This window comes from Pararhizobium sp. LjRoot255, from assembly GCF_964252905.1.
Taxonomy (GTDB): Bacteria; Pseudomonadota; Alphaproteobacteria; order Rhizobiales; family Rhizobiaceae; genus Pararhizobium.
Map to the genome: position 1 here is coordinate 684,406 of NZ_CAXUPQ020000002.1, position 21,286 is coordinate 705,691.

General features: G+C 58.1%; 22 protein-coding genes and 3 pseudogenes. 7 read left to right on the forward strand and 18 right to left on the reverse strand.

Features of this window, described 5'->3' with window-relative positions:
* Positions 1-4: 4 nt before the first annotated feature.
* From ACSQ2W_RS22350 to ACSQ2W_RS22420, 15 genes and pseudogenes are all read right to left on the reverse strand, one after another.
* Positions 5-250, reverse strand: coding sequence for a hypothetical protein (locus ACSQ2W_RS22350; protein ID WP_436088361.1), 246 nt, complete (start codon positions 248-250; stop codon positions 5-7).
* An 83-nt stretch (positions 251-333) separates the two neighbouring features.
* Positions 334-705, reverse strand: a pseudogene (locus ACSQ2W_RS22355) (ISNCY family transposase); the annotation flags it as partial.
* Positions 705-815: pseudogene (locus ACSQ2W_RS22360) on the reverse strand (class II fructose-bisphosphate aldolase); the annotation flags it as partial. The pseudogenes ACSQ2W_RS22360 and ACSQ2W_RS22355, both read right to left, overlap by 1 nt.
* Before the next feature lie 13 nt (positions 816-828).
* A complete protein-coding gene (locus tag ACSQ2W_RS22365; protein WP_436088362.1) occupies positions 829-1,239 on the reverse strand; it encodes a tautomerase family protein in 411 nt (136 codons plus the stop codon).
* 46 nt (positions 1,240-1,285) lie between these two features.
* The gene (locus ACSQ2W_RS22370) at positions 1,286-2,098 is read right to left on the reverse strand and encodes a TIM barrel protein (RefSeq protein ID WP_436088363.1); all 813 of its coding nucleotides are present in this window, start codon (positions 2,096-2,098) and stop codon (positions 1,286-1,288) included.
* On the reverse strand, positions 2,095-2,904 hold the full coding sequence (iolB, locus tag ACSQ2W_RS22375; RefSeq protein WP_436088364.1) for a 5-deoxy-glucuronate isomerase: 810 nt from the start codon (positions 2,902-2,904) through the stop codon (positions 2,095-2,097). The genes ACSQ2W_RS22370 and iolB overlap by 4 nt, the downstream gene beginning before the upstream one ends.
* A gap of 26 nt (positions 2,905-2,930) precedes the next feature.
* Positions 2,931-4,769 (reverse strand): 3D-(3,5/4)-trihydroxycyclohexane-1,2-dione acylhydrolase (decyclizing), encoded by a 1,839-nt coding sequence (gene iolD, locus ACSQ2W_RS22380; RefSeq protein ID WP_436088365.1) that lies wholly within the window; start codon positions 4,767-4,769, stop codon positions 2,931-2,933.
* On the reverse strand, positions 4,766-6,688 hold the full coding sequence (locus ACSQ2W_RS22385; protein WP_436088366.1) for a bifunctional 5-dehydro-2-deoxygluconokinase/5-dehydro-2-deoxyphosphogluconate aldolase: 1,923 nt from the start codon (positions 6,686-6,688) through the stop codon (positions 4,766-4,768). The genes iolD and ACSQ2W_RS22385 overlap by 4 nt, the downstream gene beginning before the upstream one ends.
* A 21-nt stretch (positions 6,689-6,709) precedes the next feature.
* Positions 6,710-7,639: a TIM barrel protein gene (locus ACSQ2W_RS22390; RefSeq protein WP_436088975.1), complete on the reverse strand. Its 930-nt coding sequence runs from the start codon at positions 7,637-7,639 to the stop codon at positions 6,710-6,712.
* A 56-nt stretch (positions 7,640-7,695) separates the two neighbouring features.
* The gene (locus ACSQ2W_RS22395) at positions 7,696-8,637 is read right to left on the reverse strand and encodes a sugar phosphate isomerase/epimerase family protein (protein ID WP_436088367.1); all 942 of its coding nucleotides are present in this window, start codon (positions 8,635-8,637) and stop codon (positions 7,696-7,698) included.
* Positions 8,638-8,716: 79 nt separating this feature from the next.
* A complete protein-coding gene (locus tag ACSQ2W_RS22400; protein ID WP_436088368.1) occupies positions 8,717-9,889 on the reverse strand; it encodes a Gfo/Idh/MocA family protein in 1,173 nt (390 codons plus the stop codon).
* A 158-nt stretch (positions 9,890-10,047) separates the two neighbouring features.
* Positions 10,048-10,950 (reverse strand): sugar phosphate isomerase/epimerase family protein, encoded by a 903-nt coding sequence (locus tag ACSQ2W_RS22405; protein WP_436088369.1) that lies wholly within the window; start codon positions 10,948-10,950, stop codon positions 10,048-10,050.
* A 5-nt stretch (positions 10,951-10,955) separates the two neighbouring features.
* Positions 10,956-11,798 carry an ATP-binding cassette domain-containing protein gene (locus ACSQ2W_RS22410; protein ID WP_436088370.1) on the reverse strand — a complete coding sequence of 281 codons (843 nt, stop codon included), beginning with the start codon at positions 11,796-11,798 and terminating at the stop codon, positions 10,956-10,958.
* Between the two features lie 9 nt (positions 11,799-11,807).
* Complete coding sequence (locus ACSQ2W_RS22415; RefSeq protein ID WP_436088371.1) at positions 11,808-12,812, reverse strand: ABC transporter permease; 1,005 nt, start codon at positions 12,810-12,812, stop codon at positions 11,808-11,810.
* A 130-nt stretch (positions 12,813-12,942) separates the two neighbouring features.
* The gene (locus ACSQ2W_RS22420) at positions 12,943-13,917 is read right to left on the reverse strand and encodes a sugar ABC transporter substrate-binding protein (protein WP_112848768.1); all 975 of its coding nucleotides are present in this window, start codon (positions 13,915-13,917) and stop codon (positions 12,943-12,945) included.
* A 154-nt stretch (positions 13,918-14,071) separates the two neighbouring features.
* Between ACSQ2W_RS22420 and ACSQ2W_RS22425 the strand changes: the two genes are divergently transcribed.
* Entirely contained in the window at positions 14,072-15,112 is a 1,041-nt protein-coding gene (locus tag ACSQ2W_RS22425; protein ID WP_436088372.1) for a LacI family DNA-binding transcriptional regulator, read from the forward strand.
* 824 nt (positions 15,113-15,936) lie between these two features.
* Here the strand turns inward: ACSQ2W_RS22425 and ACSQ2W_RS22430 are convergent.
* Positions 15,937-16,186 (reverse strand): annotated as a pseudogene (locus ACSQ2W_RS22430) (Atu4866 domain-containing protein).
* Positions 16,183-16,740 carry a hypothetical protein gene (locus ACSQ2W_RS22435; protein ID WP_436088373.1) on the reverse strand — a complete coding sequence of 186 codons (558 nt, stop codon included), beginning with the start codon at positions 16,738-16,740 and terminating at the stop codon, positions 16,183-16,185. The pseudogene ACSQ2W_RS22430 and the gene ACSQ2W_RS22435 overlap by 4 nt, the downstream one beginning before the upstream one ends.
* Positions 16,741-16,876: 136 nt before the next feature.
* Between ACSQ2W_RS22435 and ACSQ2W_RS22440 the strand changes: the two genes are divergently transcribed.
* Together ACSQ2W_RS22440 and ACSQ2W_RS22445 are read left to right on the forward strand one after the other, a co-directional pair.
* Positions 16,877-17,806: a LysR family transcriptional regulator gene (locus ACSQ2W_RS22440; protein WP_436088374.1), complete on the forward strand. Its 930-nt coding sequence runs from the start codon at positions 16,877-16,879 to the stop codon at positions 17,804-17,806.
* 586 nt (positions 17,807-18,392) lie between these two features.
* Positions 18,393-18,647 (forward strand): DUF982 domain-containing protein, encoded by a 255-nt coding sequence (locus ACSQ2W_RS22445; protein ID WP_436088375.1) that lies wholly within the window; start codon positions 18,393-18,395, stop codon positions 18,645-18,647.
* A gap of 191 nt (positions 18,648-18,838) precedes the next feature.
* Here ACSQ2W_RS22445 and ACSQ2W_RS22450 read toward each other — a convergent pair whose 3' ends face one another.
* Complete coding sequence (locus ACSQ2W_RS22450; protein WP_436088976.1) at positions 18,839-19,039, reverse strand: spore coat protein U domain-containing protein; 201 nt, start codon at positions 19,037-19,039, stop codon at positions 18,839-18,841.
* A 448-nt stretch (positions 19,040-19,487) separates the two neighbouring features.
* Here ACSQ2W_RS22450 and parS point away from each other — a divergent pair, with 448 nt between their 5' ends.
* The 4 genes from parS (at position 19,488) to ACSQ2W_RS22470 (ending at position 21,236) form a co-directional block, all read left to right on the forward strand.
* A complete protein-coding gene (parS, locus tag ACSQ2W_RS22455) occupies positions 19,488-19,973 on the forward strand; it encodes a type II RES/Xre toxin-antitoxin system antitoxin (protein ID WP_436088376.1) in 486 nt (161 codons plus the stop codon).
* Positions 19,970-20,476, forward strand: a complete 507-nt coding sequence (locus ACSQ2W_RS22460; RefSeq protein ID WP_436088377.1) for an RES family NAD+ phosphorylase — start codon at positions 19,970-19,972, stop codon at positions 20,474-20,476. The genes parS and ACSQ2W_RS22460 overlap by 4 nt, the downstream gene beginning before the upstream one ends.
* Before the next feature lie 166 nt (positions 20,477-20,642).
* On the forward strand, positions 20,643-20,864 hold the full coding sequence (locus tag ACSQ2W_RS22465; RefSeq protein WP_436088977.1) for a ribbon-helix-helix domain-containing protein: 222 nt from the start codon (positions 20,643-20,645) through the stop codon (positions 20,862-20,864).
* Positions 20,865-21,236, forward strand: a complete 372-nt coding sequence (locus tag ACSQ2W_RS22470; RefSeq protein ID WP_436088378.1) for a type II toxin-antitoxin system RelE/ParE family toxin — start codon at positions 20,865-20,867, stop codon at positions 21,234-21,236.
* Positions 21,237-21,286: the final 50 nt, after the last annotated feature.

Below are 21,286 nucleotides of genomic sequence, written 5' to 3' on the forward strand. Positions count from 1 at the left end.
GCCTTCATAGATGACTGTCACGAATCCCGATGAGGGCGAATACGGTGATGAAGAGGACCGCGTCGAGCAGGCCAAAAGTGATTAGCAATCTTGCGTGGGTTTTTCTCTCGGAGAAGAAAAAAGACATATAGTTCGGATCGCGTTGCATCAAAGGCAAGTCTTTAACGACGAGATGTCCAACAGTCCCGATGAAGGCTCCCGCACCTACAAAAAAACAAAAACCGATGATGTTGATCAGCGCTACGTCCACACAAAAATCTCCGCTCCAGAAACCTCATATGAGATTCATTTATATAGCCTATTAGAAGAAATTCTCCCCTTGACTGCAGAGCTTTATCGCTTCGCTGCTTCAAGGCGTTCGAGCGCTTGTCGCCGTCGGGCAATGACCGCAGGATCGTTCATGAAATCCGTCCGCTTGCCTGGCTTGCGGCCACGTGGTTTGTAGCCAATCTTCTCGCTGTTCGTCTTCACGTCCGGCTTCGTCTGCTTATCCTGACGCTCTTTGATATAGGCAAGAACGTCGCCGAGCCGCTTGTTCTCGGTGATCGCCGCATGCGTCACCCGCTGGTCCTTGTCAAACACCCGATAGGACAGGGAATGCCCCTTCCAGCGCACCTCCAGCCGGCCATCAGCGAAGGCATAGGTCTCGACATAACGGCCAACCAGCCCACGCGTCACATCACTCTCTTCCAGCATGATCCGTTGGAGCGCATCACGGCCTGAACATATTCGAGATTGTTCACATTGAACGCAGGCAAGGCATAGCCATTTTCTGCGGCATGATCGAGAAGCTGACGTAGGCTTATGAGTCCCATCGTTTAATTCCGTTCAAATGTAGGTGGAAACGTCTCTGAGCTCGCCCGTCAGAAACTGAGCGCGGCCATGTCCGAACGACCAGTCCTCGTCACCATTTTCGGTGAAGGACACCATGACATCGGAGGATATCACGCCGCATTTGCTCTCCAGGGCTGAGCAGAGGGTTTGATAGAACGCTACCTTCGCATCTCGCCCGCGGGGCCTCGTCACAACTTCGAGAAGCACGAAATCTGCGGTCCGCGGAATGCCAAGGCCGGTATCTAACGCTTGCATATGAGAAGGCTCATACTCCGATACGACCTGGTAACGATCGCCGGTCGGCACCCCAAACGACAGGACCATAGCTTCGTGAGCCGCATCCAGCAGCAAACCTATTTCCTCAGGTGAACGGCCTTTGTAGAGATGAAACTTTAGCAGCGGCATTACACTCTCCTCAGGAGAAACAGTCGGGAACGATCGGACAGGTCCTTCATCTCAAAGCCAGCGACCTCTCAATGAAATCGAAAGACCGACGAATGTCGTTTTCGAGGGACTTGCTGCCTCGAACCGCAGCACTCGTACATTCGAATGAAAATGACCCCTGGTACCCTGCCTCGATGAAGGCAGCGATCTGATCAATGGTCCCACAGCGATCGCCGCCATCGACAAGGCCGCGATGAGCATCAAGCTTGTCGTCAAGCGCAGGCAAGGGATCGGCGATTCCCGAAACATGAACCATTGCGGTGTAATCCGGAAAGATTGGACCACCACCGGCGATCGTATGTTGAAACGTATCGTGTACCAGTTTGAATTTCGTTGGTCCGCCGACCGCCTCGGTGGCATCGACCAGCTCCACCTTGTGTTTGAGCGACGAAGCGGCAAAGCCGATGGGCTCGATGAGTGCCACGATCCCATGCCCGTCCAGCATCGGCAGGACTTCACACATAACCTCGCGCAGCACTCTTTGCCGCACGCCATCTTCCGCTCCATCGCCATCGACCCGTGGGATGAGGCTGATGGTTTCGGCCCCGCTTTCGATGGCTGCGGCTATCAGCGCCTCAATGGCGTTGGCGCGCTCCTCCGACCAGTCGTTGAAGGGATAGACTTCGCTAAGCCCCAATAGTCGCAGTCCCCTCTGTCGCGCCATAACACCGGCGCGGCTCGGAGAAATACCATCAAACAGCGGGCGGCCGAGATCGTTCCGGGGCTCGACCCCTGCGCAATCGAGATTCCGTGCCAGATCCAGAAAAGCTTCATAGGTCAGGTGGCGAGCTGTTTTCTGGTTGATTGCCCGGCTGATCATTTTGCGTCCCGCTCCATGATCCATTCGACCTCCGGTGCGGGCACGAACCGCCACTTCCGCAAGGGGCCAGCCATGACGTTGAGGTAGTACATCTCAAAGCCATAAGGCGCGCCGCAGGGGTGATGGCCGCGCGGCACCAGGACGACATCATGATCCTTTACCGCCATTGTCTCGTCGAGCAGTCCGTCATCGGTGTAGACGCGCTGGACGCCGAAGCCTGCCGCCGGGTTCAGCCGGTGGTAATATGTCTCCTCCAGGTAGGTGATACGCGGGAAGTCGTCCTCGTCGTGGCGATGGCTTGGATAGGACGACCAGTGGCCGGCGGGTGTGAAGACCTCTGTGACCAGAAGACTGTCGCAATAGTCTTCGTTCTCCATTGCGATATTGTTGATGTGGCGCGTATTGGCTCCCTTGCCGCGTGCCGTCAGCGAAATCCCGTCGGGACCGATCCGTCGCGCAGCGTGTCCGCCCTTTCCGGGCGCGGAGCAAACCGCAATCGTGCACTCTGTGTCCGCGACAGCGCGCCAATCCTCGCCGTTCGGCACATAGAGGCAGTGCGGCGGCGTCTTCTCGAAGACGTTCATCCGCTCGCCCAGTATACCCCAATCCTGTCCGGCGGCATGCAAGGCCGCCTTGCCTTCGACCATAACGAGAATGACCTCGCGCTCGCCCGTTGCCTCCTCGGCAACCTCACCTGGTCTGAGCCGATAGAGCGAAAAGCCGACATAGCGCCAGCCTGCCACCTGGGGCAGGATCTCGTGGACTTTGCCATGCGTGCCGAAAGGCTTGCGTAACAAATCGGGCATCCCTTGTCCTCCGGTTGGCACACTGATCAATCAAAGGTACGCTGATTTGCAGCATTTCGGTTGTATCGCTCACGCGCATGCTCGAGACGTTCAGGTCCCCCCGCCTGCGGCACGGCGACATCCCACCAATGCCCGCCCACATCCAGTCCCGGGACTGCGTCAGTGTCGATTACAATGACCGTGGGGATGTTCCTCTGACGCGCTTCGACAATTTTCTTCTCGAGATCGGCGATATCGACTGCCTTTTCCGCATGGGCACCCATGGACCGGGCATGGCCCACAAAGTCGATCTCCGGCATAACCTCAATGTTGGAGTCCTTGTACATATTGTTGAACTCGGCCCCGCCGCATTCGATCTGCAAGCGGTTGATGCAGCCGTAGCCGCGATTGTCGGTCAGCACGATGGTAAAAGGAATGCGCCGTATGACCGCCGTCGCCAATTCCGAGTTGGCCATCATGTACGAGCCGTCGCCAACGAAGCAGATGACTTCCTTTTCTGGCACCGCAAGCTTGATGCCCATAGCGCCTGCTACCTCGTATCCCATACAGGAATAGCCGTACTCCATGTGGTAACCCCCTTTTGCGGACTGCCACAGCACCTGAAGCGCGCCCGGCATCGTGCCTGCCGCGCACATTGCGACGGTTTTTCCCGTGGCTACCCGCTGGACGGCTCCGATCACCTGGGCGTCCGTGGGAAGATAGTTGACCAAATCGGTCTCCGGCGGCGCAGTGACCTTGTTCACCGTCTGGTGCCAATTCGTCCGGGAATCTGCGTCAAACGACGGCGCCCTATGATCCTTTAGCACTGCGGAAAGCCCCTCCAGCGTCACCTTGGCATCGCCGACGAGGGGCGTTGCCCCATGCTTTGTAGCATCGTAGCCATGCAGGTTAATGGAAACGAGCTTCCGCGCCTCGTCCCTGAACAAGGCCCAGGATCCTGTCGTGAAATCCTGAAATCGCGTGCCGACGCCAATTACCACGTCGGCTTTCGCGCAAAGACGATTGGCGCATTCCGAACCGGTAACGCCGGGCGAGCCGAAATTGTGAGCGTTTTCCCAAGGGATCGCGCCCTTGCCTGCTTGTGTCTCGACGAAGGGGATGTTGTGCCGATCAGCGAACGCTGCGAGAACGTCCTCAGCGCCGGAATAGAGCACGCCGCCGCCTGAAATTATGACCGGGCTTTTCGCCGCCCGGATCATCGCCGCAACATCTTCGAGTTCGTGGCGGTCAGGTTCGGGACGGCGAACACGCCAGACCTTCGGTTCGAAGAAACTTTCCGGATAGTCGAAGGCGTCGGCCTGCACATCCTGGCAGAAAGCAAGGCACACCGGTCCGCAATTCGCCGGATCCGTCATGACGGACAGCGCGCGAGGCAACGCGGTCAGCAGATGTTCCGGCCGGGCGATGCGGTCAAAGTAACGGACGACCGGTCGGAAGGCGTCATTGGCACTTACCGTGCCGTCGTCGAAATCCTCGATCTGCTGCAGCACCGGGTCGGGGCGGCGGTTGGCGAAGATATCGCCGGGAATGAACAAGACCGGCAGACGATTGACATGCGCCAGAGCTGCCGCTGTCACCATATTGGTCGCACCGGGTCCAATGGAGCTGGTTACCGCATGCGCGCGCTTGCGTCGCTTCGTTTTGGCATAGGCTATGGCAGCGTGGGCCATGGTCTGCTCGTTCTGGCCACGCCAGGTCGGCAGCTTGTCGCCGATCCCATGCAGCGCTTCCCCCAGGCCCGCCACATTACCGTGCCCGAAAATGGCCCAGACGCCCTCGATGAAGCGCTCGCCGTCTTCGGTCATCTGCACTGAAAGCCATTTGACCAGCGCCTGCGCGGCCGTGAGCTTGATTGTCTTGGTCATGCTGTCTTCTCCCGTGCGGCGGCCCTCGCCTTGTCCCAAATCGAGCACAGGCGTCGATAGCGCTTTGCCATCTCGCTGACGGCGGTGGCGTCTTGCATTTCATTTTTCATCCAGCTGCGTGCGACATCGCCAAAAATCGTCCGACCAACGGCAAAACCTTTGACAAGATCGAAACTGGCGGCGACCTCGAAACTTGCAGCCAGTTCGGCCTCCGGCGCATCGAGACCCAAAACGACGATCCCACGCGTATAGCGGTCGTTCTTCTCGATCGCGGCAATGATATTCGTCCAGGCAGCGGTTGTTTTCATCGGCTCAAGCTTCCACCAGTCGGGAAAGATGCCAATGTCGTAAAACTGCTGGATCAGCGTCGCCGCCGTTTCGTCATCGACCGGTCCCACCTTCGAGGGAATGATCTCCAGCAGGAATTCCAGGTTGTCGCGCCGCGATGCCTCGAAAAGGCGTTTCACCGTCGCCTCCTGATCGGAACGCGTTTCAGCGTCATCGTGGGGATGGCAGAAACAAAGGACCTTGACGACGTTTTCCCGTGCCCACTCGCCCAGGCCGCCGTAATCACTGCCCAATTCGGGCTCCAGCGTCAGCGGGCGCGCACCCGGCCATTCGCATGGCCGTCCGATCCACAGGCCGGTACCGGAGGCTTCATGCAGCGCCCGCCGCCCGATGCGATTATCACACAGGATCCCGTAGCCAGGTCGTCCCTCTTGAACGTCCAATGCCGCTTTCAGGCACAGCTCCTTGAAGGCGCCGCCCCTTTCGTGGGTGTAGCCTTCCATCTGCTCAAGTTGCATACGGTGGTCGAACGCAAATATCCGGTATTCAGCCCAGTCTTCCCCGTGATTGCGATGACGGTTCGTGGACCAGTGGATCTGTTCGAGCTCGCAGTCGTTGCGCAGGTCAGGTTGCTTGACCCCGCGTTCAAGGAAGAACTTCAGCTCCTCAAGCGACGGGTAGGCCGGCGTGCATCCATGGCGAGAAACGGCAAAGGCGCCGCAGGCATTTGCGTACTTAAGAGCCGTCGGCCAGTCCGCATCTTCGAGCCACCCCTTCAGGAGTCCGGCGAAGAAGCCATCGCCTGCGCCCAGCACGTTGAACACTTCGATCGGGAAGCCGGGACCGGTCTCTCCATCTTCCAGCCTTCCTGGTATTGGGCCGATGTAGGCCGCCGCGCCGGCGGCGCCACGTTTGCATACGAGCGTAGCGTTGGACACTTTGCGAACTGCGCGCAACGCCTCAATCGTCTCGGTCGAGCCACCAGCAATGTGGAACTCTTCCTCCGTACCGACGATCAAATCAAACAGATGCAGCGTCGTTTGCAGTTTTGCAGTCACCTTGCCGCTTTCCACAAACCGGTTCTCACCTTCACCGTGGCCGGCGACGCCCCATAGATTTGGGCGATAATCGATATCGAGCGCGGTGCGCAGCCCATGCTTGCGGGCAAGCTCCAAGGCTTTCAGAACAGCTGCCTCGGTGCGTGGGTGGCTCAGATGCGTGCCGGTCACGACAAGCGCACGCCCCGAGGCGATGTAATCCGCATGAATATCGTCCTCGCTGAGCGCCATATCGGCACAATTCTCGCGATAGAAAATTAGCGGGAACTGCTCTTCGTTACGAATGCCCAGCAGGACCAGTGCCGTCAGGCGCTCCGGATCGGTAGCGACTCCGTCAATATTCACACCTTCGCGCTTGAGCTGCTCGCGAATGAACCGGCCCATATGCTCGTCGCCAACACGGGTGATCAAACCGGATTTCAGACCGAGTCGGGCCGCACCGCAGGCGATGTTGGTGGGCGACCCGCCAATATACTTATTGAACGAGCCCATGTCCTCCAGCCTGCCGCCGATCTGGGCTCCGTAAAGGTCGACCGAGGACCGACCGATGGTGATGACGTCAAGTGATTTCATGTCAGGTCTCCTCGCAGGCCCTCAAAAGCCGGTACGCGCCAGGAAAGCCCGGCTGGCTGCCAGGTCTTCAAGAATGCCGCCGGCGTTTCGGGGGTCGCGCTCTTGTTCGATGGTGATGTATCCGCCGTAGTTCAGCTCGGTAAGCAGAGCTCGGACAGTAGGGTAATCGATCGATCCGCGCCCGATCGGACACATCACCCCCTTCGCGCAAGCTTCGAAGAAGCGGATGCGCTCACCCATTACGTCCTTGAAAACTCTGGCATCTATGTCTTTGAAATGAATGTAATCGACACGATCCCAGTAGCGGCGAAGGGTGGCAACAGGATCCATGCCTGAATAGGCCATATGCCCGGTGTCGAGGCATAGACCTGCCAGATCGGCAGGAATGTCGTCGACGATACGCTCCAGCTCGTCGGCAAATTCGATGTAGCCGCCGGCATGGGGATGGATGGTGACGCGTACGCCATATTTGTCGCGCGCAAGCGTTGCGATGCTGCGGATGTTTTCCACCATCCCATTCCACGCCGCTTCATCAAGGCGCGGGGCCTGGTCAGAATGTCCGGCAGCATAGTCACGCTCGTCGTGACCCCAGTCCATAACGGTCAGATAGGGTGCTGCATAGCGTTGGCCCGCATGGGTTTCAGGCTTCGGCAGCCGTGTAATCAACGCGCAGATTTCATCGGTCTGGCGCAGGAGGTTTTCACGATTTGAAGGTGAAACCAGATCGTCAAAGATTGTGCCAGCGACAATCTTCAGGCCACGCTTGTTCAGCGCTTCCGAAACAAGACCGAGGTCAAGCGGCAGATAGCCATAGGGCCCAAGCTCCAGCCCCCCGAAACCGGCGGCCTGCGCCTCGTCCAGCACCTTCTCCCAATGGGGGAGATGAGGGTTTTTCACGTCATCGACACCCCAGCAGCAGGGGGCAGTGGTGATGGTGATCGGGTTGGTCATGTCGTCCTCACGCAGGCGTGGTGCACGGGCCGCAATCGCAGCCCGCGCCAAGCCGGTCATCGGCTAATCGTTGCTTGAAGTGCGTCAATGGAAGACTGGATGCCTGCCTCGGTGGACATCGTGAAATCTTCCATTTCGAGGCTAACCCAGTCATTGTAGCCAACCATACGAACCACCGAGAAGAACTCCTTCCACCATTGCAGATCGTGGCCGGCGCCTACTGCGACGTAGTTCCAGGTCCGGTTGGCAACGTCAGTGACCTCCTTGAGTTCGAGCAGCCCGTTCACGTCGGCCAGTCCGCGTTCGATGCGGGTGTCCTTGCCGTGGCAGTGATGAATCGCATCTCCGAGCGCGCGAGCTGATGCGATGGGATCCGCCCCCATCCACATCAGGTGGGACGGGTCGAGGTTCATACCGACTGTCGGGCCAACCTCGTTGCGCAGGCGGAACAGGGTTTCGGGATTCCATACAAGCATCGCCGAGAAGTTTTCGAGAGCGTATTTCTCGACGCCGACTTCCTTGGCAAGCCTCACCAGATCGTGCCAGAGCGGAAACGCGCGGTCTTCCCACTGGTAGCGATCACGCTCCGGCATCTCATTCGGCCAACTCTTGGTGTAGACGAGCCAGTTGGGAACCGTATCTCCGGGGGCCGCTTCCGGCAAACCGGACATAGTCACGATCTTATTTACACCGATCTCGCCTGCAAGCCGGACGGTGTCCTCCATCTCCTTGCGGTGGCGCTTGCCCATATCGCCGGGATCAAGCGGGTTGGCGGAGCAATTGAGGGCGGCGATCTCCAGACCGCGGACCTCGATTTCCTTGAGCTTGGACCGGAGCAGGCCCTTGTCGGCCAGAAGTTCGTCGGCACGAAAATGCGGGCCGCTCGACCATCCGCCGCCGGTCATTTCTATACCCTCGACGCCGAGCTTAACGCATTTGTCGAGCATATCCGTGAAGGAGAGGTTCGCCATCACATCAGTGCAAATCGCGAGTTTCATTGTGTCATCTTTCCAAAGAATGTGTGGGGACGCGTTTCAGGAGAAGGACGGGAGGTGGTCCAACGCGCCCCCGGTCCTGTTACATAAAGTCGATCCAGGCCGAGCCCGCGTCCGCCGAACGGACGCAGTTTTCCAACCAGCGCACGCCTTCCGTGCCGGCCTTGATGCCCGGATAATGGTGGGTCTTCAGGAAAGCTTCGTCTCCGCGCGTCTTCGCGTCGATGGCCTGGGCGATCCAGAGATAGATGTTCGCCCAGCTGTCGCCGAGCCCTTCAGTATGCAATGCCCCCATGCGATCGACAGCAAGGCTCTCCTCTTCGAGATAGGGCATGCCATGATGCAGCGTGCGGTTCGGCTCGCCCTGAACCTCGTAGATCAGCTGGTCGGGGTGGGAGTCGGACCACTCGATCGACGCCTTGGAACCAACGAAGCGGTAGCGCTGGGAACCCATGTTGCCGGCATTGACCGACGAGACCCAGAGGCGCCCACGCGCACCGTTGTCGTAGTGCATGAGGACGGTGGCATGATCCTCGAGTGGCGCACGCGTCGGGATAAAAGCCTTGCGGTCGCAAAGTAGTTTTTCGATCTTCATGTGCGGCAGCACGACTTCCGAAAGATAGTAGAGATGCGTGCCGATATCACCGAGAACGAAAGTCGGGCCTGCCGTCTTGGGATTGGTGCGCCATTTAAGGGCTTCGCCCGCACCCACATCGTCACCTGAATTGAAGCCGTGGGTGTATTGCATGTCGACGATGCGAATGTCGCCCAGCATTCCCTTCTTGACCATCGCCGCCATCTGGTGAACCAGCGGATGACCGGTAAAGCCGTAGGTGACGCCGACAATCAAGCCCTTTTCCTCGGCCAATTTGGCGACTTCATCGCATTCAGCGACAGTGAAAAAAAGCGGCTTTTCACAGATCACATGTAACCCAGCCTCGAGGCAGGCCTTTGTGATCTCGTAGTGAGTAAAATTGGGTGTTGCGATCGACACCACGTCGACACCGTCCTTGCGGGAGGATTCGCCTGCGATCAACGCCTTGTAGTCCGGATAGCAGCGATCCAGGGCCACGCCCAGATTGACGCCGAAATCCTGGCCTCGTTCAACATCCAGGTCGAAGGCGCCAGCCACCAGTTGATAATTGCCGTCGCGCAAGGCCCCTGTACGGTGCTTGTAACCCACCTGTCCGGTGCGGCCGCCACCGACCATTCCCCAGCGCAATGGGCGCGAAATCAGTCGTTCTCCGTTGATCATCTCGGTAACCTCTTCAATTGAAGCCCCGGGCGCCCATTCGTTTGCTGGCGCCTTGTCGAGGCAATAACTACCCTGCCGGAGGCCGCCCATTGGGCGGCATCTCCGTTACATTTCTCGGTTTCTGTCGTGTGCTCTGGTTCTCGCCGCTAGAGCGTGCATTACTTCTTGAAATAGCGGTCGATATACTCCTGCATTTTATTGCGCATGAACTTGCTTGACTCATCCGCTCGATCTTCCCAGGCGAAGACGCAAGAGGTCATGATGCCGTCAAAGCCAATCTCGGCGAGCGTGCCGAAGAAGTCGTCCCACGGTACTTCGCCCTGGCCGATGTTCAGATGCTGATGGATGCGAGCATTGGTACCAGGCGGGTTCAGGATGTAGCGAAGCCCCGAACTTGCCTTGTGATTGAACGTGTCGCCGACGTGCACATGTGCCAGCACATCCTTCGCCTCACGCAGCATGGCTTTGGTATCGTCCCCGAAATAGAAGGTATGCGGCGCACAATAGAGGAACTTCACATTCTTCGAATTGACCGTCCGGATGATGTCGAGCGCCGGCTGCAACGTCTCGCACCAGTCCTCCGGGTGCGGCTCCACGTGCAGGTTAATACCTTCGCGTTCAAAGATCGGGACGAGTTCCTCCATCGAACGCCACCAGGCGTCCTCGCAGGCCTCGATCATCGAACCCGTGTGGCAGCAGTAGCAGGAGCCCTTGTCGGGATGCGGACCGCGGCCGAATTCTGAATTCATCGTGTCGACTTCCAACTCGATGGCAATTTCGATGGCACGCTTCCAATGCTTCACCGCGGCCTGTCGCTCTGCTTCGTCATTCGACGCCCAGCGATACATCGGCAGAAGCGAGGCGATTTTTACGTTCTCGGCAGCGAGCGCCTTCTTGAAAGATCGGATCCGTTCTGGAAACACACGCGGCGCCTTGAACCATTCAAGAAAATCCGCACGCGGCGACAGTTCGATCCACTCATAGCCGAGCTCGGCAACCTTCGCCGGCAATTCCTCTAGGCTGGTGAACCGGTGCATGTGAGGGTCGAGGGCAATCTTCATCGGTCTTACTCCGTTATCTTTCTTTTTTCACTTTGACGCACCGGCGGCGGATGGCCGTCATGGCTCGCCATGTAGCTCTCCACCTCAGCGCCCAGATCCGCCAAAGCTTCGCCGCCGGCCATCAAATCGGTGATCTCCTCGCGCGACCTTTCGCCCTTGCGGAAGTTGGCGGCGACCGCACCCCGGATCAGGACGGCGAAGTGGTCGCCAACCGCGATGGCATGGGTGACCTGGTGGGTAATGAAGATCACGGCGATCCCTCGCCTCCTCGCCTCCAGCACGATTCGCAGGACGTGAGATGCCTGTTTGACGCCCAATGCTGCCGTCGGCTCGTCAAGGATCAGGACGCGTGCACCGAAGTGCACGGCGCGAGCTATCGCCAGAGACTGTCGCTCACCGCCCGAAAGACCGCCAATCAGTCGGTCTCCGTCATCGATACGGGTGATGCCGAATCCCTGCACCGCCTTTACCGCAATTTCGTTGGCTTTCTTGCGATCGTAGACCTTGAAGGGGCCGAAGCCCTTGGTGGGCTCCGCACCAATGAAGAACGAGCGGCCGATGCTCATCAGCGGGAATGTTCCGCCAAATTGATGCACGGTGGAGATGCCCATGCGCTGCGCATCGCGCGGGCCGCCGAAATCGACCGGATTTCCGTCCATCAGCACTTCGCCCGAACTGGGCTTGTAGACGCCCGCCAGCGTCTTGATGAGCGTGGATTTGCCTGCACCGTTGTCCCCCAGGAGGCACAGCACCTCCCCCGCATGCACCTTCATCGAGATATCGTGAAGGACATCGATCGGGCCAAAAGACTTGTTGACGTTTCTTAGTTCAAGGATTGGCATGGTCATCGTCTGTCCTCACTTCTTCTTCGGGGAATAGGTCAGGGCCATAATGCGGAACGTATTGTTCATCAGCACCGCCAGCAGCAGCATGACACCGATGATGAGGCTCGACCAATTGCGGTCGAAGGACGTGAAATAGATGCCCTGGTTAACGATGGCGAAGGTAATCGTGCCCAGAAAGATGCCGACAACCGAGCCGAAACCGCCCGTCAGCAACACGCCGCCCACCACGACCGCGATGATCGAGTTGAAGATGAATGTCATGCCGGCCGAGACCTGGGCGACGTTGAACAGGATCGCCTGACACATTCCGAGAAAGGCAGCACTCACCGACGATAGTACGAATAGCGTCACCGTCAGTTTGTCTGTCGGGATGCCCGCATTGCGGGCGCTCACCTTGTCGCCGCCCAGGGCGAAAAGCCAGCTTCCAAAAGGCGAATAGTGGACGTAGAAGACATAGATCATTGTCAGAACCATCCACCAGATGATGGTTACCTGGAAACTTCCGCCGATGAATTGGCCGAACAGGGCCTTTGCGACAGCGCCGGATTGCGCCGGGCTCAACGCCACGCTGGTCGTTCCCGTGAGAAACACGGAGCAGCCCAGTATCAGCCCTTGCACGGCAAAAAGCGTCCCGAGCGTGACGATCAGCGATGGCACTGCTGTGCGTATGACCAAGAAGCCGTTGATGAGGCCGACAACCAAGCCGAGCGTAAGCGATCCGACCACACCAAGCCAAATCGGCAAGCCGTAGTAGCCGGAGATGATCGCGACGGTCAAAGCCCCCGCAGGGATCATCGCACCAATTGAAATGTCCAGTTCGCCGGAGATCATGAGAAGTCCGACCGGGATTGCGACGATGCCGAGATTGGCGGCAACGTTCAGCCAGCTTGCAGCGCCGGCAGGCTTCAGGAATTCGACGCTACCGAAGACAACGAAAAAGACGAGCACGAATACAAGACCAAGAAAGGCGCCAGATTCCGGGCGACGAAGAAGATCGCCCACAGGGAAATTTTTCACGTGTTTCACTCCAGTGTTGTCCGGAAGCTTGGAACGGGCAGCATTGTCCAGCGCCCTTGCAGCTTCACGAGGTCGCGAGCGCGGCTCTCGATCCGCGGCAAAGGCGCGGATCGAGGCGAAGAAGAGTTGCTTATCGAGCGCCCTTCGAGACACCAGCCAAGGTGGCGTCGATGTTGGACTTGTCAACGATGCCAGGCCCGGTCAGGACCGGTGCCGTTGGGAGATCGGTTCCAAAGTCTATCGCGGAGGACAGAAGGGTGACCGCCAGATAAGACTGAAGATAGGGTTGCTGATCAATTGCAAAGCCCTGCGTCCCGTCCTTAATACGGTCGAGACCCGACTGGTTGAGGTCGAAAGTCCCGAGAAGAACTGTTTCAGTCTTGCCGGCCTGCATAACGCCGATGGCGGCCGAGTCCGCGTCTCCGGCGGAGATGGTGATAACACCATCAATACTGGCGTCCTGAAGCAATGTCGCCTTGATGGCTTCGGCAACCGCCGTAGCATCGCCAAAACTCGTCGCGGGCAGTGGCAATTGCTTCGCGGTGCCGCCGGCCTTCGCAATTCCCTCGATCACACCCTTGCAGCGAGCTTCCAAATTGGCGGCCCCAGGAACAGTGTTCACGCAGAGCACGTTTTTCTTGCCCTGCTTCGAGAAGTACTCGCCACCTGCGGCGCCCGCAATGTATTCATCAGAGCCGACATAGTTGATGGCGCCGAGTTCCTTCGCCTTTTCAAGTCCACCGGCATTCATCAGGATGACCTTGATGCCCGCCTTGATCGCTTCCTTGATCGCCGGATCCTCCCCTTCCGGAACCCAGTTCGGAATAACGAGCCCATCGACCTTCTGGCTGATCGCCGTCTGGATGAGCTGCACGACGTCGGGGGCAAAGTTATCGTAGCTCTGAAGACGAAGGTAGTTCACCGTTCCGCCATTCGCCTCGACGATCAGGCGAGCGTCATCGACACCCTTCTTGATAATGTTCCAGAAAGCGTCGTCGTTCTTTCCGCCGACGACGGCGATATTTGCAGCCGAGACCGACCCGGCGGCAAATGCCAACACGGTTGTCGCCAGTAATGTTGCACAGAAGTGCTTCAAACGTCCCATTTCTTCCTCCCATTTCCCATCATCAGATGGCTCCACAAAATGCGTATTGATGTGTAACGTGAGAGGTGTCAGAATGAAACCTACTTCGTTTTGAATGCGCTTTTTTATTCCAAAACATGTCATTCACGAATGACATTCACGGGGATGTTGGAAGATGAACAGACCGACGATGAATGATCTGGCGAAGACTGCGAATGTCAGTCTTTCCACTCTCAACCGGCTCTTGCACGGAACAGGAACAGTGCGGGCGGAAACGATTGACCGAATTCTGGATGCCGCTGATGAAATCGGATTCTATGGGCTTGGGGCGTTGCGCCAACGCAAGCGTGAGAACCTGCCGCATCGTCGGCTTGCCTTCCTGATGCAGCAGTCGCATCGGCCGCTGTACCAATTGTGGGCGGAAGGGATCACGTCAGCGTCCATGCTCCGCAGCGATGCCGTCATCAAGCCCGAAGTTGTCTTCGAGGACGATCTTTCTCCCGAAGCAGTCTCCATGAATCTGCTGAAGATGGGTGAATCGGCCGATGCCATTGCGGTAATAACGGCTGATCATCCGCTGGTTAGTCAGGCAATAGACGAGTTGCGCGCCATGGGTATTCCTGTGGTTGCCTATGTTACCGACCTCTCGGCAGCCAGTCGGGCGGGCTTTGTAGGCACCGACAACTGGAAGAGGGGCCGAACCGCCGCTTGGTTCATTAGCCAGACGACCGAAGGTCCCGGCAACGTCGTTCCCCTCGTCGGAAGCAATCGCTATCAGTGCCAGGACATAGCGGATGCAAGCTTCCGGTCGTACATGCGTGAGCATGCGCCCGAAATTCATGTCAGCGAAACACTTCTTACCCACGAGGTTCCAGAAAACGCTTATGCTATTGTTCGCAGGTTGATAGACGAAGAACCGAACCTCAGAGGCATTTTTGTTAATGGCGGCGGCATTTCGGGGGTTTTGAGAGCCTTGCGCGAGCTGTTACCGGAGCAGCAACGCAAGATCCGGATCGTTTGTAGCGATATCGGGCCGGAAACGCGTAAAGGGCTGAGCGAGGGTTTGATTACTGCGTCGCTGTGCCATCCCCTGGAAAGAATGCCCCGGGAACTCATCGACGTCATGTTGCGGTTGATCGAACGAAGAGATGCAGCGTCGATCGAACAGCGGATTGTTCCTTTTGACATCCTTACCCCCGAAAGCATGTGGACGTGAGCGTCGCTTGCTCGTTGGCTGAACGGAGATTTACTTGTCACGTCCCACCATTCGCGATCTAGCCAATGCGGCTGGAGTATCGATTGCGACCGCCAACGGGTGCTCGCTGGATCAGCTAGCGTGAAACCCGGCACCACTCAGCGTTAAAGATGCCGCGCACGAATTAGGCTTCATAGGCATACAAGCGGGTCGAGGGCAACCAGCGGCGGGAAGGTCAAAGTACAAATTTGGCTTTCTGCTTCCTCAGACTTCGCAGTTCCTCTATGTGGACATGGCGGGAGCTCTTCAGACAGCGGCTGAACTTGTCAGCGACGCCGAGATTGACGTCCGAATAAAGATTACAGAAGACACTTCCCCTCAGAGTATCGCTGATGACATGCTGTTGCTTGCCGACAACTGCAATGCCATTGCGGTCGTCTCAGTAGTCGACCCGATAGTCATGCAGACTGTCACAGCCCTGGAAGAGCGTGGTATTCCGATCGTGGCCCTGATCTCGCAGCTTTCGGCCACACGAGTCCGTTATATCGGGCTCGATAAACTGGGAAGGTCGGCAGAACGGCCGCTTGGCTCTGCGAACATGTTTGCAGGGGGGTGGCAATCTTGGCATGCTTGTAGGCAAACCCCGCCGCGTCACGAAGTCAGTGAAAGCGGCTCGCGAAAGCACCAGTGTTTTCTTTACCAAGCTCGGCTTATACAGTTATGACATAACATCTCAAATAGGTTCTATTATGGAACTTTTTATGTCTAGCCTTGAGATTGACAACTGTGAAAGGCGGCTCCCTTTGGAGCCGCCTTCAGACCACGGTCATATCGACTATTTTGCTTCAACGCTTGCGGTAAAGGACCATTCCGGCGTGGTGGAGCACGTTATCGACGAAATCACCGTCGGCCGTGAACCCGGTATCGTCCCAATACTCGATATGATTGCCAGTCACTTCATAGCCCTTGATAGGCACTTTCACGACGGCCACGGGCCTCGTCGTAGCGACCGTTTGGCAACAACTCGTGCCGAATATTGCCGTCCATGGTAACCCACATGCCAACATATGGGTGCGGCATGGCTTCGCCCGTCATTGTGCCTTTCCCAAAAACTTCTCGATGGCTGCCGGCTCGACGATCCAGGCATAGTTCATCTCGTGACGGATCTTCCACACGCCTTTGACGCACTGCCATCCCAGCTGCGAACGGCCGTCGAACGCAATGATCTTGCCGTCGAGGCGATTGATGCGGCCAACGAAGCCGAGGGTTGTTGAAGCAATGCTGTCGCTGACGATGGCATCGTGGCCCTCGGTGAGACCGTGGAAAACTGAGCGTGCGGCGTTCTGCAAATCTTCCCAATTCGCGCCGTACCGGGCGGCATCGCGGAAAAGCTGCGTCTCACCAGGCGCGAAGTTGTCGTAGAAGACGCCATCGGTGTTTTCCAGGTCGTAGTATTCGCTCATCTTCTCCGAGAACACGAAGTTCGGGTCGCCTTCGTGGCGCTCCCATCCCGTCATGATCCAATTCTTGTGAAGCGTCAGAGGCGCTTGGTCGCCGACCTGTGGGCAGGCGGCGTCTTGGGCGGCAACCTGGCCGGCGAGTGCGCCGACAATCACCCCGGCAACGAGCATAATTTTCAGGTAGGTCATTGTACTTCCTTTCATGGCAGATGCCGTTTCTGGTTCCCCACCCGCCGTGTCGTGGTGGGATGAGGAAAGATTAGACAAGGTTGATTGTCGCCGGTATTCCCTTATAACTAACTAGAATGGTTAGCAGGATGCGACAATGCCAATGGACTTGAATCTCTTGCCGATCTTCATTGCTGTGGCGGAGGAGGCGAACTTCGCGGCCGCCGCCCGCCGCCTGGGCGTCACACGCTCTGCAGTCAGTCAAGGCATCAGACGATTGGAGGATAGCTGCGGCATAGCGCTCTTCACACGCACCACTCGCAGCGCACGTCTTACGGAAGCGGGTGAGCGCCTGCGCGATGCCCTCTCGCGTCCCATGGCTGAAGTTCAATCCGCACTTGAAGACGCCGGAGGCAATGCCAATCCGCATGGGTTGCTTCGCATCGCGGTTAACTCGATTGCCGAGGACTTCCTCTCGGGCCCACTTATCGCTTCCTTTGCTGCGGCCCATCCAAATATCACAATCGATGTGACGGTGACCGACGATACAATCGACATCGTAGCGGCCGGCTTCGATGCGGGGGTGCGGTTGGGTGATGTTATTGAGCAGGACATGGTGGCCATCCCGCTTTCGGGCGAACAGAGGGAAGTCGTTGTGGCAACCCCGGAGTATTTCGATACCCACGGCTTACCGAGGCACCCTCGGGAACTGATTCAACATCGCTGCATCGGATGGCGTCCGTCACCGGAAACGGCTCCTTACCGGTGGGAGTTTGCGCATGAAGGCGTGGCCTTCGATGTTTCTGTCGAACCCCAGATCACGACAAATGACCTACGCCTTATGATCCGGACCGCGCTGGCTGGCGGCGGCATTACATTTGCGTTGGAGGAGACCTTTCGTCCCTACCTTGATCGGGGCGATTTGATTTCGGTACTGGACGACTACCTGCCGCCTTTCCCGGGGTTGTTTCTTTATTTCCCGAACCGTCGCAATATGGCACCCAAATTGCGTGCGCTTGTCGACCATGTTCAGCGTTTCAGACGAGAGCTCCTTAAAACTAAGACAAACGTCATGCCTTCTGCGTGAGTCCTGCTGCTCGCTCGGCGCGACCAGACCTTACTCCGTCGCTCTGGAGCCGCCATCAGTTTTTGAACGAAGCAGCAGCCACGGCCAGCATTCGACGCACCAAGGCCCGAGTCGCCCGAGAACGGTGGTTTGGTGACGACCGGGCAGCGACCAAACATCGATCCTCATCGATATCATGAGACCGACCAAAGAACCCGCCACCCAAAGGGTGACGGGTTACAATTGGTCGAGAAAAAACCCGCCACCCAAAGGGTGACGGGTTACAATTGGTCGAGAAAAACGCAGAACAGATTAAAATCTCTCAAACAGGTATGTCAAAAACGCTTTCGCTATAAAAGCCGGGCCGGTTTCCCCTAAGGCGACGGCAACGCTAATTTAGCTATTACTGATGGAGTGGTCGATCGCTAATTTTGGCGAGTTGACGTCCGGCAGATTAGGTGGATGTCTGCGGTCGTGCTGCGCACTAGGCATTTTGTCTTGTCGAGAGTTCGGTGGCCAAGCGCGCAGCTAGCGGTGTCATCAGGAACAAATTCCTTTGCAGCGCGTTGCAGGGGAGAGAGGAAGTTACGGTGATTGGGAGGAACCAATGCATCCGAACGAAATCCCCAAACCTACCGAAATCGAATGGCAACCCGTCACAATCACGTTTCCAGACGGACGCGTTCACAAAATCTGCGGACCACTTGAAGCATTTGAAATCCTCAACTGCCAACCGCAGGACGATCTTTACTTGAATGCGAAGCTTTGCTGCCGGCTGGCGATGGAGCGCAAGATGTCCGCCGATGAGGCCCGCCTGGCATTTATCGCCGCGACCATGGAGCGCATGCTGAAGGTTGTATAGGCCTCTGCTGGCTTGTTCATGCCCCCAACCGAAAATACTTCCCGTCGCAGAGGTGTTCTGCTCATCTATCCTCAAGGCATACGCGCGAGCAGGCCGGTTTATCGCAGCCCGTGTGGCTCGGGTCGGATCCGTAGTTGGCTATCAGAGATGTATTCGGCGCAGATCGCGTAGCGTCGATCTATCGGCGACCGTCAGTAGGTCACCGTCGCAACGATGGTGTCGGAATAGAGCCCTTGTGTCGGCGTCGTTGGTGCCGGTACACGACCGTAGACCGGCACCGATTGCGCCACTCCGGTGCCCGTGCCTGAATAGCTACCCCCATCATACGTCGTCGGTCGGCGGGACCGGCGCGGTGATTGCAGCCGCCTGCAGGCCGTGTGGCAGTTCCGTATGTAGTTGTGAGCTCCGGGATCAAATAGCTAAGCCTTGGTCGACTCGCCCACCAGCGTCGCCCGGTCGACGTAGCCGACAGTGTTCCGCCGGACATACAACCGTCGGCGCGCGAGCCGCCTCGAGCGATCGGAACCGGCTTCGTCGAGTTTTCTTCGCAGCACCCATGTCGGGGGCAACACATCACAAAACGGAATCCATCGGCGGCGAAGGATTCAAAACTCTCGTTCGACGGGCTGGGTTCTGCCGGCCACGATTCATGGCATGAGCCGAACGTCGTTTCGCCACTATTGCCAGCGCAAGCGCGAAGACTGCGCCGCAGGCTTCGTGGAGCTGGCCCGCCGGCGAAATAGAGCCCGATCCGGCGAATACGCCGGATGCCCCCTCAAACCTTGAAATCATCCGCGACACATGACATACTGTGAACGACAGATGACGCGGAGAAAGATCATGGCCGTCGCAGCAAAAGCATCTTCTTCAGCAGCAGGCGGTGGTGAACTGCAAAAAATCGAAGCATTGCTCGGCGGCTCACGCATCCTCGCGCGCCGCCTGACCAATGCGCTCGACGCCCATGAGCTGCTTCTACACGGCCTGCCTGCCTCGGCGCTGGATTACCTTGTCGGCAATCTCGTCGTCATCGGCAAGACCGAGTCTCTCGAAAAGGCAGTGGGCATGAGCTTGCGCACCTGGCAGCGGCGGAAGGACACGCCCTCCAAGCCGCTTAGCCAGGAACAGAGCGGCCGCGCGTGGAAATTCGCCGAGATCCTCGCAAAGGCAACGGATATCTTCGGATCGCAGGCGGAAGCCGAACAATGGCTGGAGCGCCCGGCGGTCGGGCTTGACCAGCGCCGCCCGATCGATCTTCTCGGGACGCCCGCCGGCGTCGAGCTGGTCGAGGATCATCTCGACCGCCTCGAATCCGGCGTCTATGCATGACCCTATCGCCGATTGCGCTCGGCGGGACCGAGCTGGTCGCGTGGCGGCTCGATCAGGCCGCCCATGCGCCGACATGGGATAGCGGCGAAGGCGCCTATCGGGTTGGCGGCCGCTGGAACAGCAAGGGGGTTCGCGCGGTCTACTGCTCGCTCGATCCCGCAACCGCGATCCTTGAGGTCGCGGTCCACAAGGGGTTCCGGGCGCTCGACACGGTGGCGCATATGATGACGGCGGCTGTCATCGCCGATGTTGGCGATGTCTATGTCGTCGATCCGGCAAGCGTGCCCAATCCCAACTGGCTGCGCCCGGGCATTCCCGGCGCGGGGCAACAAGCCTTTGGGGACGATCTGCTTCGACGCCACCGTTTCGTCGCGATCCCGAGCGCGGTCTCGCCGCATAGCTGGAACCTGATTTTTCTGGCGGGCGGCGCGACGGGCGCCTATGCTCTGAAGTTCCAGGAGGCCTTTGCCCTCGACACGCGACTGCACCCACCGACGACCTGAGCGTTTCGGAGCCTCTGGACTGATCCGCCGCGATATCTGCAGGAAGCCCGAAGCCTCGATGTCAAATATTGACATTGGTGCCCGCACGCAGAACAATTCACCTGTGAAATCGATAAGGAGGGCGCGGTTATGACCAGCAGCCCTGCATGTGAGCTTGCCCGATGAGATGCGCGCCTTCGTCGATATGCGCGCCAATGGGAAGGGCCAGTACACGACGCCGAGCGAATATGTGCGCGCCCTTATTCGCGAAGATATGGCACGCGAAGAAGACCGCCGCTATGCCATCCGCTCGCTGCTGCGGGCGGAAGAGGAATTCCGGCGCGGAGAGATGCTGCCCCTTTCGGCTCTGGATGCCGTCGATGCGGAACTGGATGAAGAACTGCGCTAGGTGGCTCCTCGCGTTCTCATCCTGCCGACCGCACTTGATAACTATCGTCTGGCGGTTCGCGAAACGGCCCGAAAATGGTCTCCCGAACAGGCCAAGGCGTATGGTCGCCTTCTTCGGGCGGGATTTGACGGCATCCCCGAAGCCGATGCCCGCGTGAGGACAAAGAAGGACGAGCGCGTCGGGAATTCGCTCTTTCGGCTCCACAAGATCGAGCACCATTACGCCGTCTACATTGTCGTTGACGATGCAACCTTCGTGATTGCCGCCGTCTTGCACGAGCGGATGAACATCCCTGAGCAGCGGCGGGCAATCGAACGATTGACCGACAGAGAGTATGAAGCGCTGATGGGACGTCCTCGGCCGAAGTCCTGAGGACGGTCGACCGTGATCACGCCACCGGAAACAGTGGCCCAGAATTCGCG

What these genes read in the sequence shown, in the direction of transcription:
- parS (WP_436088376.1), top strand. Translation starts at nt 19,488, where the DNA reads ATGGCCGTCGCAGCAAAAGCATCTTCTTCAGCAGCAGGCGGTGGTGAA.
- ACSQ2W_RS22385 (WP_436088366.1), bottom strand. Translation starts at nt 6,688, where the DNA reads ATGAAATCACTTGACGTCATCACCATCGGTCGGTCCTCGGTCGACCTT.
- ACSQ2W_RS22435 (WP_436088373.1), bottom strand. Translation starts at nt 16,740, where the DNA reads ATGACCTACCTGAAAATTATGCTCGTTGCCGGGGTGATTGTCGGCGCA.
- ACSQ2W_RS22395 (WP_436088367.1), bottom strand. Translation starts at nt 8,637, where the DNA reads ATGAAACTCGCGATTTGCACTGATGTGATGGCGAACCTCTCCTTCACG.
- iolD (WP_436088365.1), bottom strand. Translation starts at nt 4,769, where the DNA reads ATGACCAAGACAATCAAGCTCACGGCCGCGCAGGCGCTGGTCAAATGG.
- ACSQ2W_RS22445 (WP_436088375.1), top strand. Translation starts at nt 18,393, where the DNA reads ATGCATCCGAACGAAATCCCCAAACCTACCGAAATCGAATGGCAACCC.
- iolB (WP_436088364.1), bottom strand. Translation starts at nt 2,904, where the DNA reads ATGCCCGATTTGTTACGCAAGCCTTTCGGCACGCATGGCAAAGTCCAC.
- ACSQ2W_RS22440 (WP_436088374.1), top strand. Translation starts at nt 16,877, where the DNA reads ATGCCAATGGACTTGAATCTCTTGCCGATCTTCATTGCTGTGGCGGAG.
- ACSQ2W_RS22390 (WP_436088975.1), bottom strand. Translation starts at nt 7,639, where the DNA reads ATGACCAACCCGATCACCATCACCACTGCCCCCTGCTGCTGGGGTGTC.
- ACSQ2W_RS22370 (WP_436088363.1), bottom strand. Translation starts at nt 2,098, where the DNA reads ATGATCAGCCGGGCAATCAACCAGAAAACAGCTCGCCACCTGACCTAT.
- ACSQ2W_RS22420 (WP_112848768.1), bottom strand. Translation starts at nt 13,917, where the DNA reads ATGGGACGTTTGAAGCACTTCTGTGCAACATTACTGGCGACAACCGTG.
- ACSQ2W_RS22460 (WP_436088377.1), top strand. Translation starts at nt 19,970, where the DNA reads ATGACCCTATCGCCGATTGCGCTCGGCGGGACCGAGCTGGTCGCGTGG.
- ACSQ2W_RS22410 (WP_436088370.1), bottom strand. Translation starts at nt 11,798, where the DNA reads ATGACCATGCCAATCCTTGAACTAAGAAACGTCAACAAGTCTTTTGGC.
- ACSQ2W_RS22365 (WP_436088362.1), bottom strand. Translation starts at nt 1,239, where the DNA reads ATGCCGCTGCTAAAGTTTCATCTCTACAAAGGCCGTTCACCTGAGGAA.
- ACSQ2W_RS22465 (WP_436088977.1), top strand. Translation starts at nt 20,643, where the DNA reads ATGCGCGCCTTCGTCGATATGCGCGCCAATGGGAAGGGCCAGTACACG.
- ACSQ2W_RS22425 (WP_436088372.1), top strand. Translation starts at nt 14,072, where the DNA reads ATGAACAGACCGACGATGAATGATCTGGCGAAGACTGCGAATGTCAGT.
- ACSQ2W_RS22405 (WP_436088369.1), bottom strand. Translation starts at nt 10,950, where the DNA reads ATGAAGATTGCCCTCGACCCTCACATGCACCGGTTCACCAGCCTAGAG.
- ACSQ2W_RS22400 (WP_436088368.1), bottom strand. Translation starts at nt 9,889, where the DNA reads ATGATCAACGGAGAACGACTGATTTCGCGCCCATTGCGCTGGGGAATG.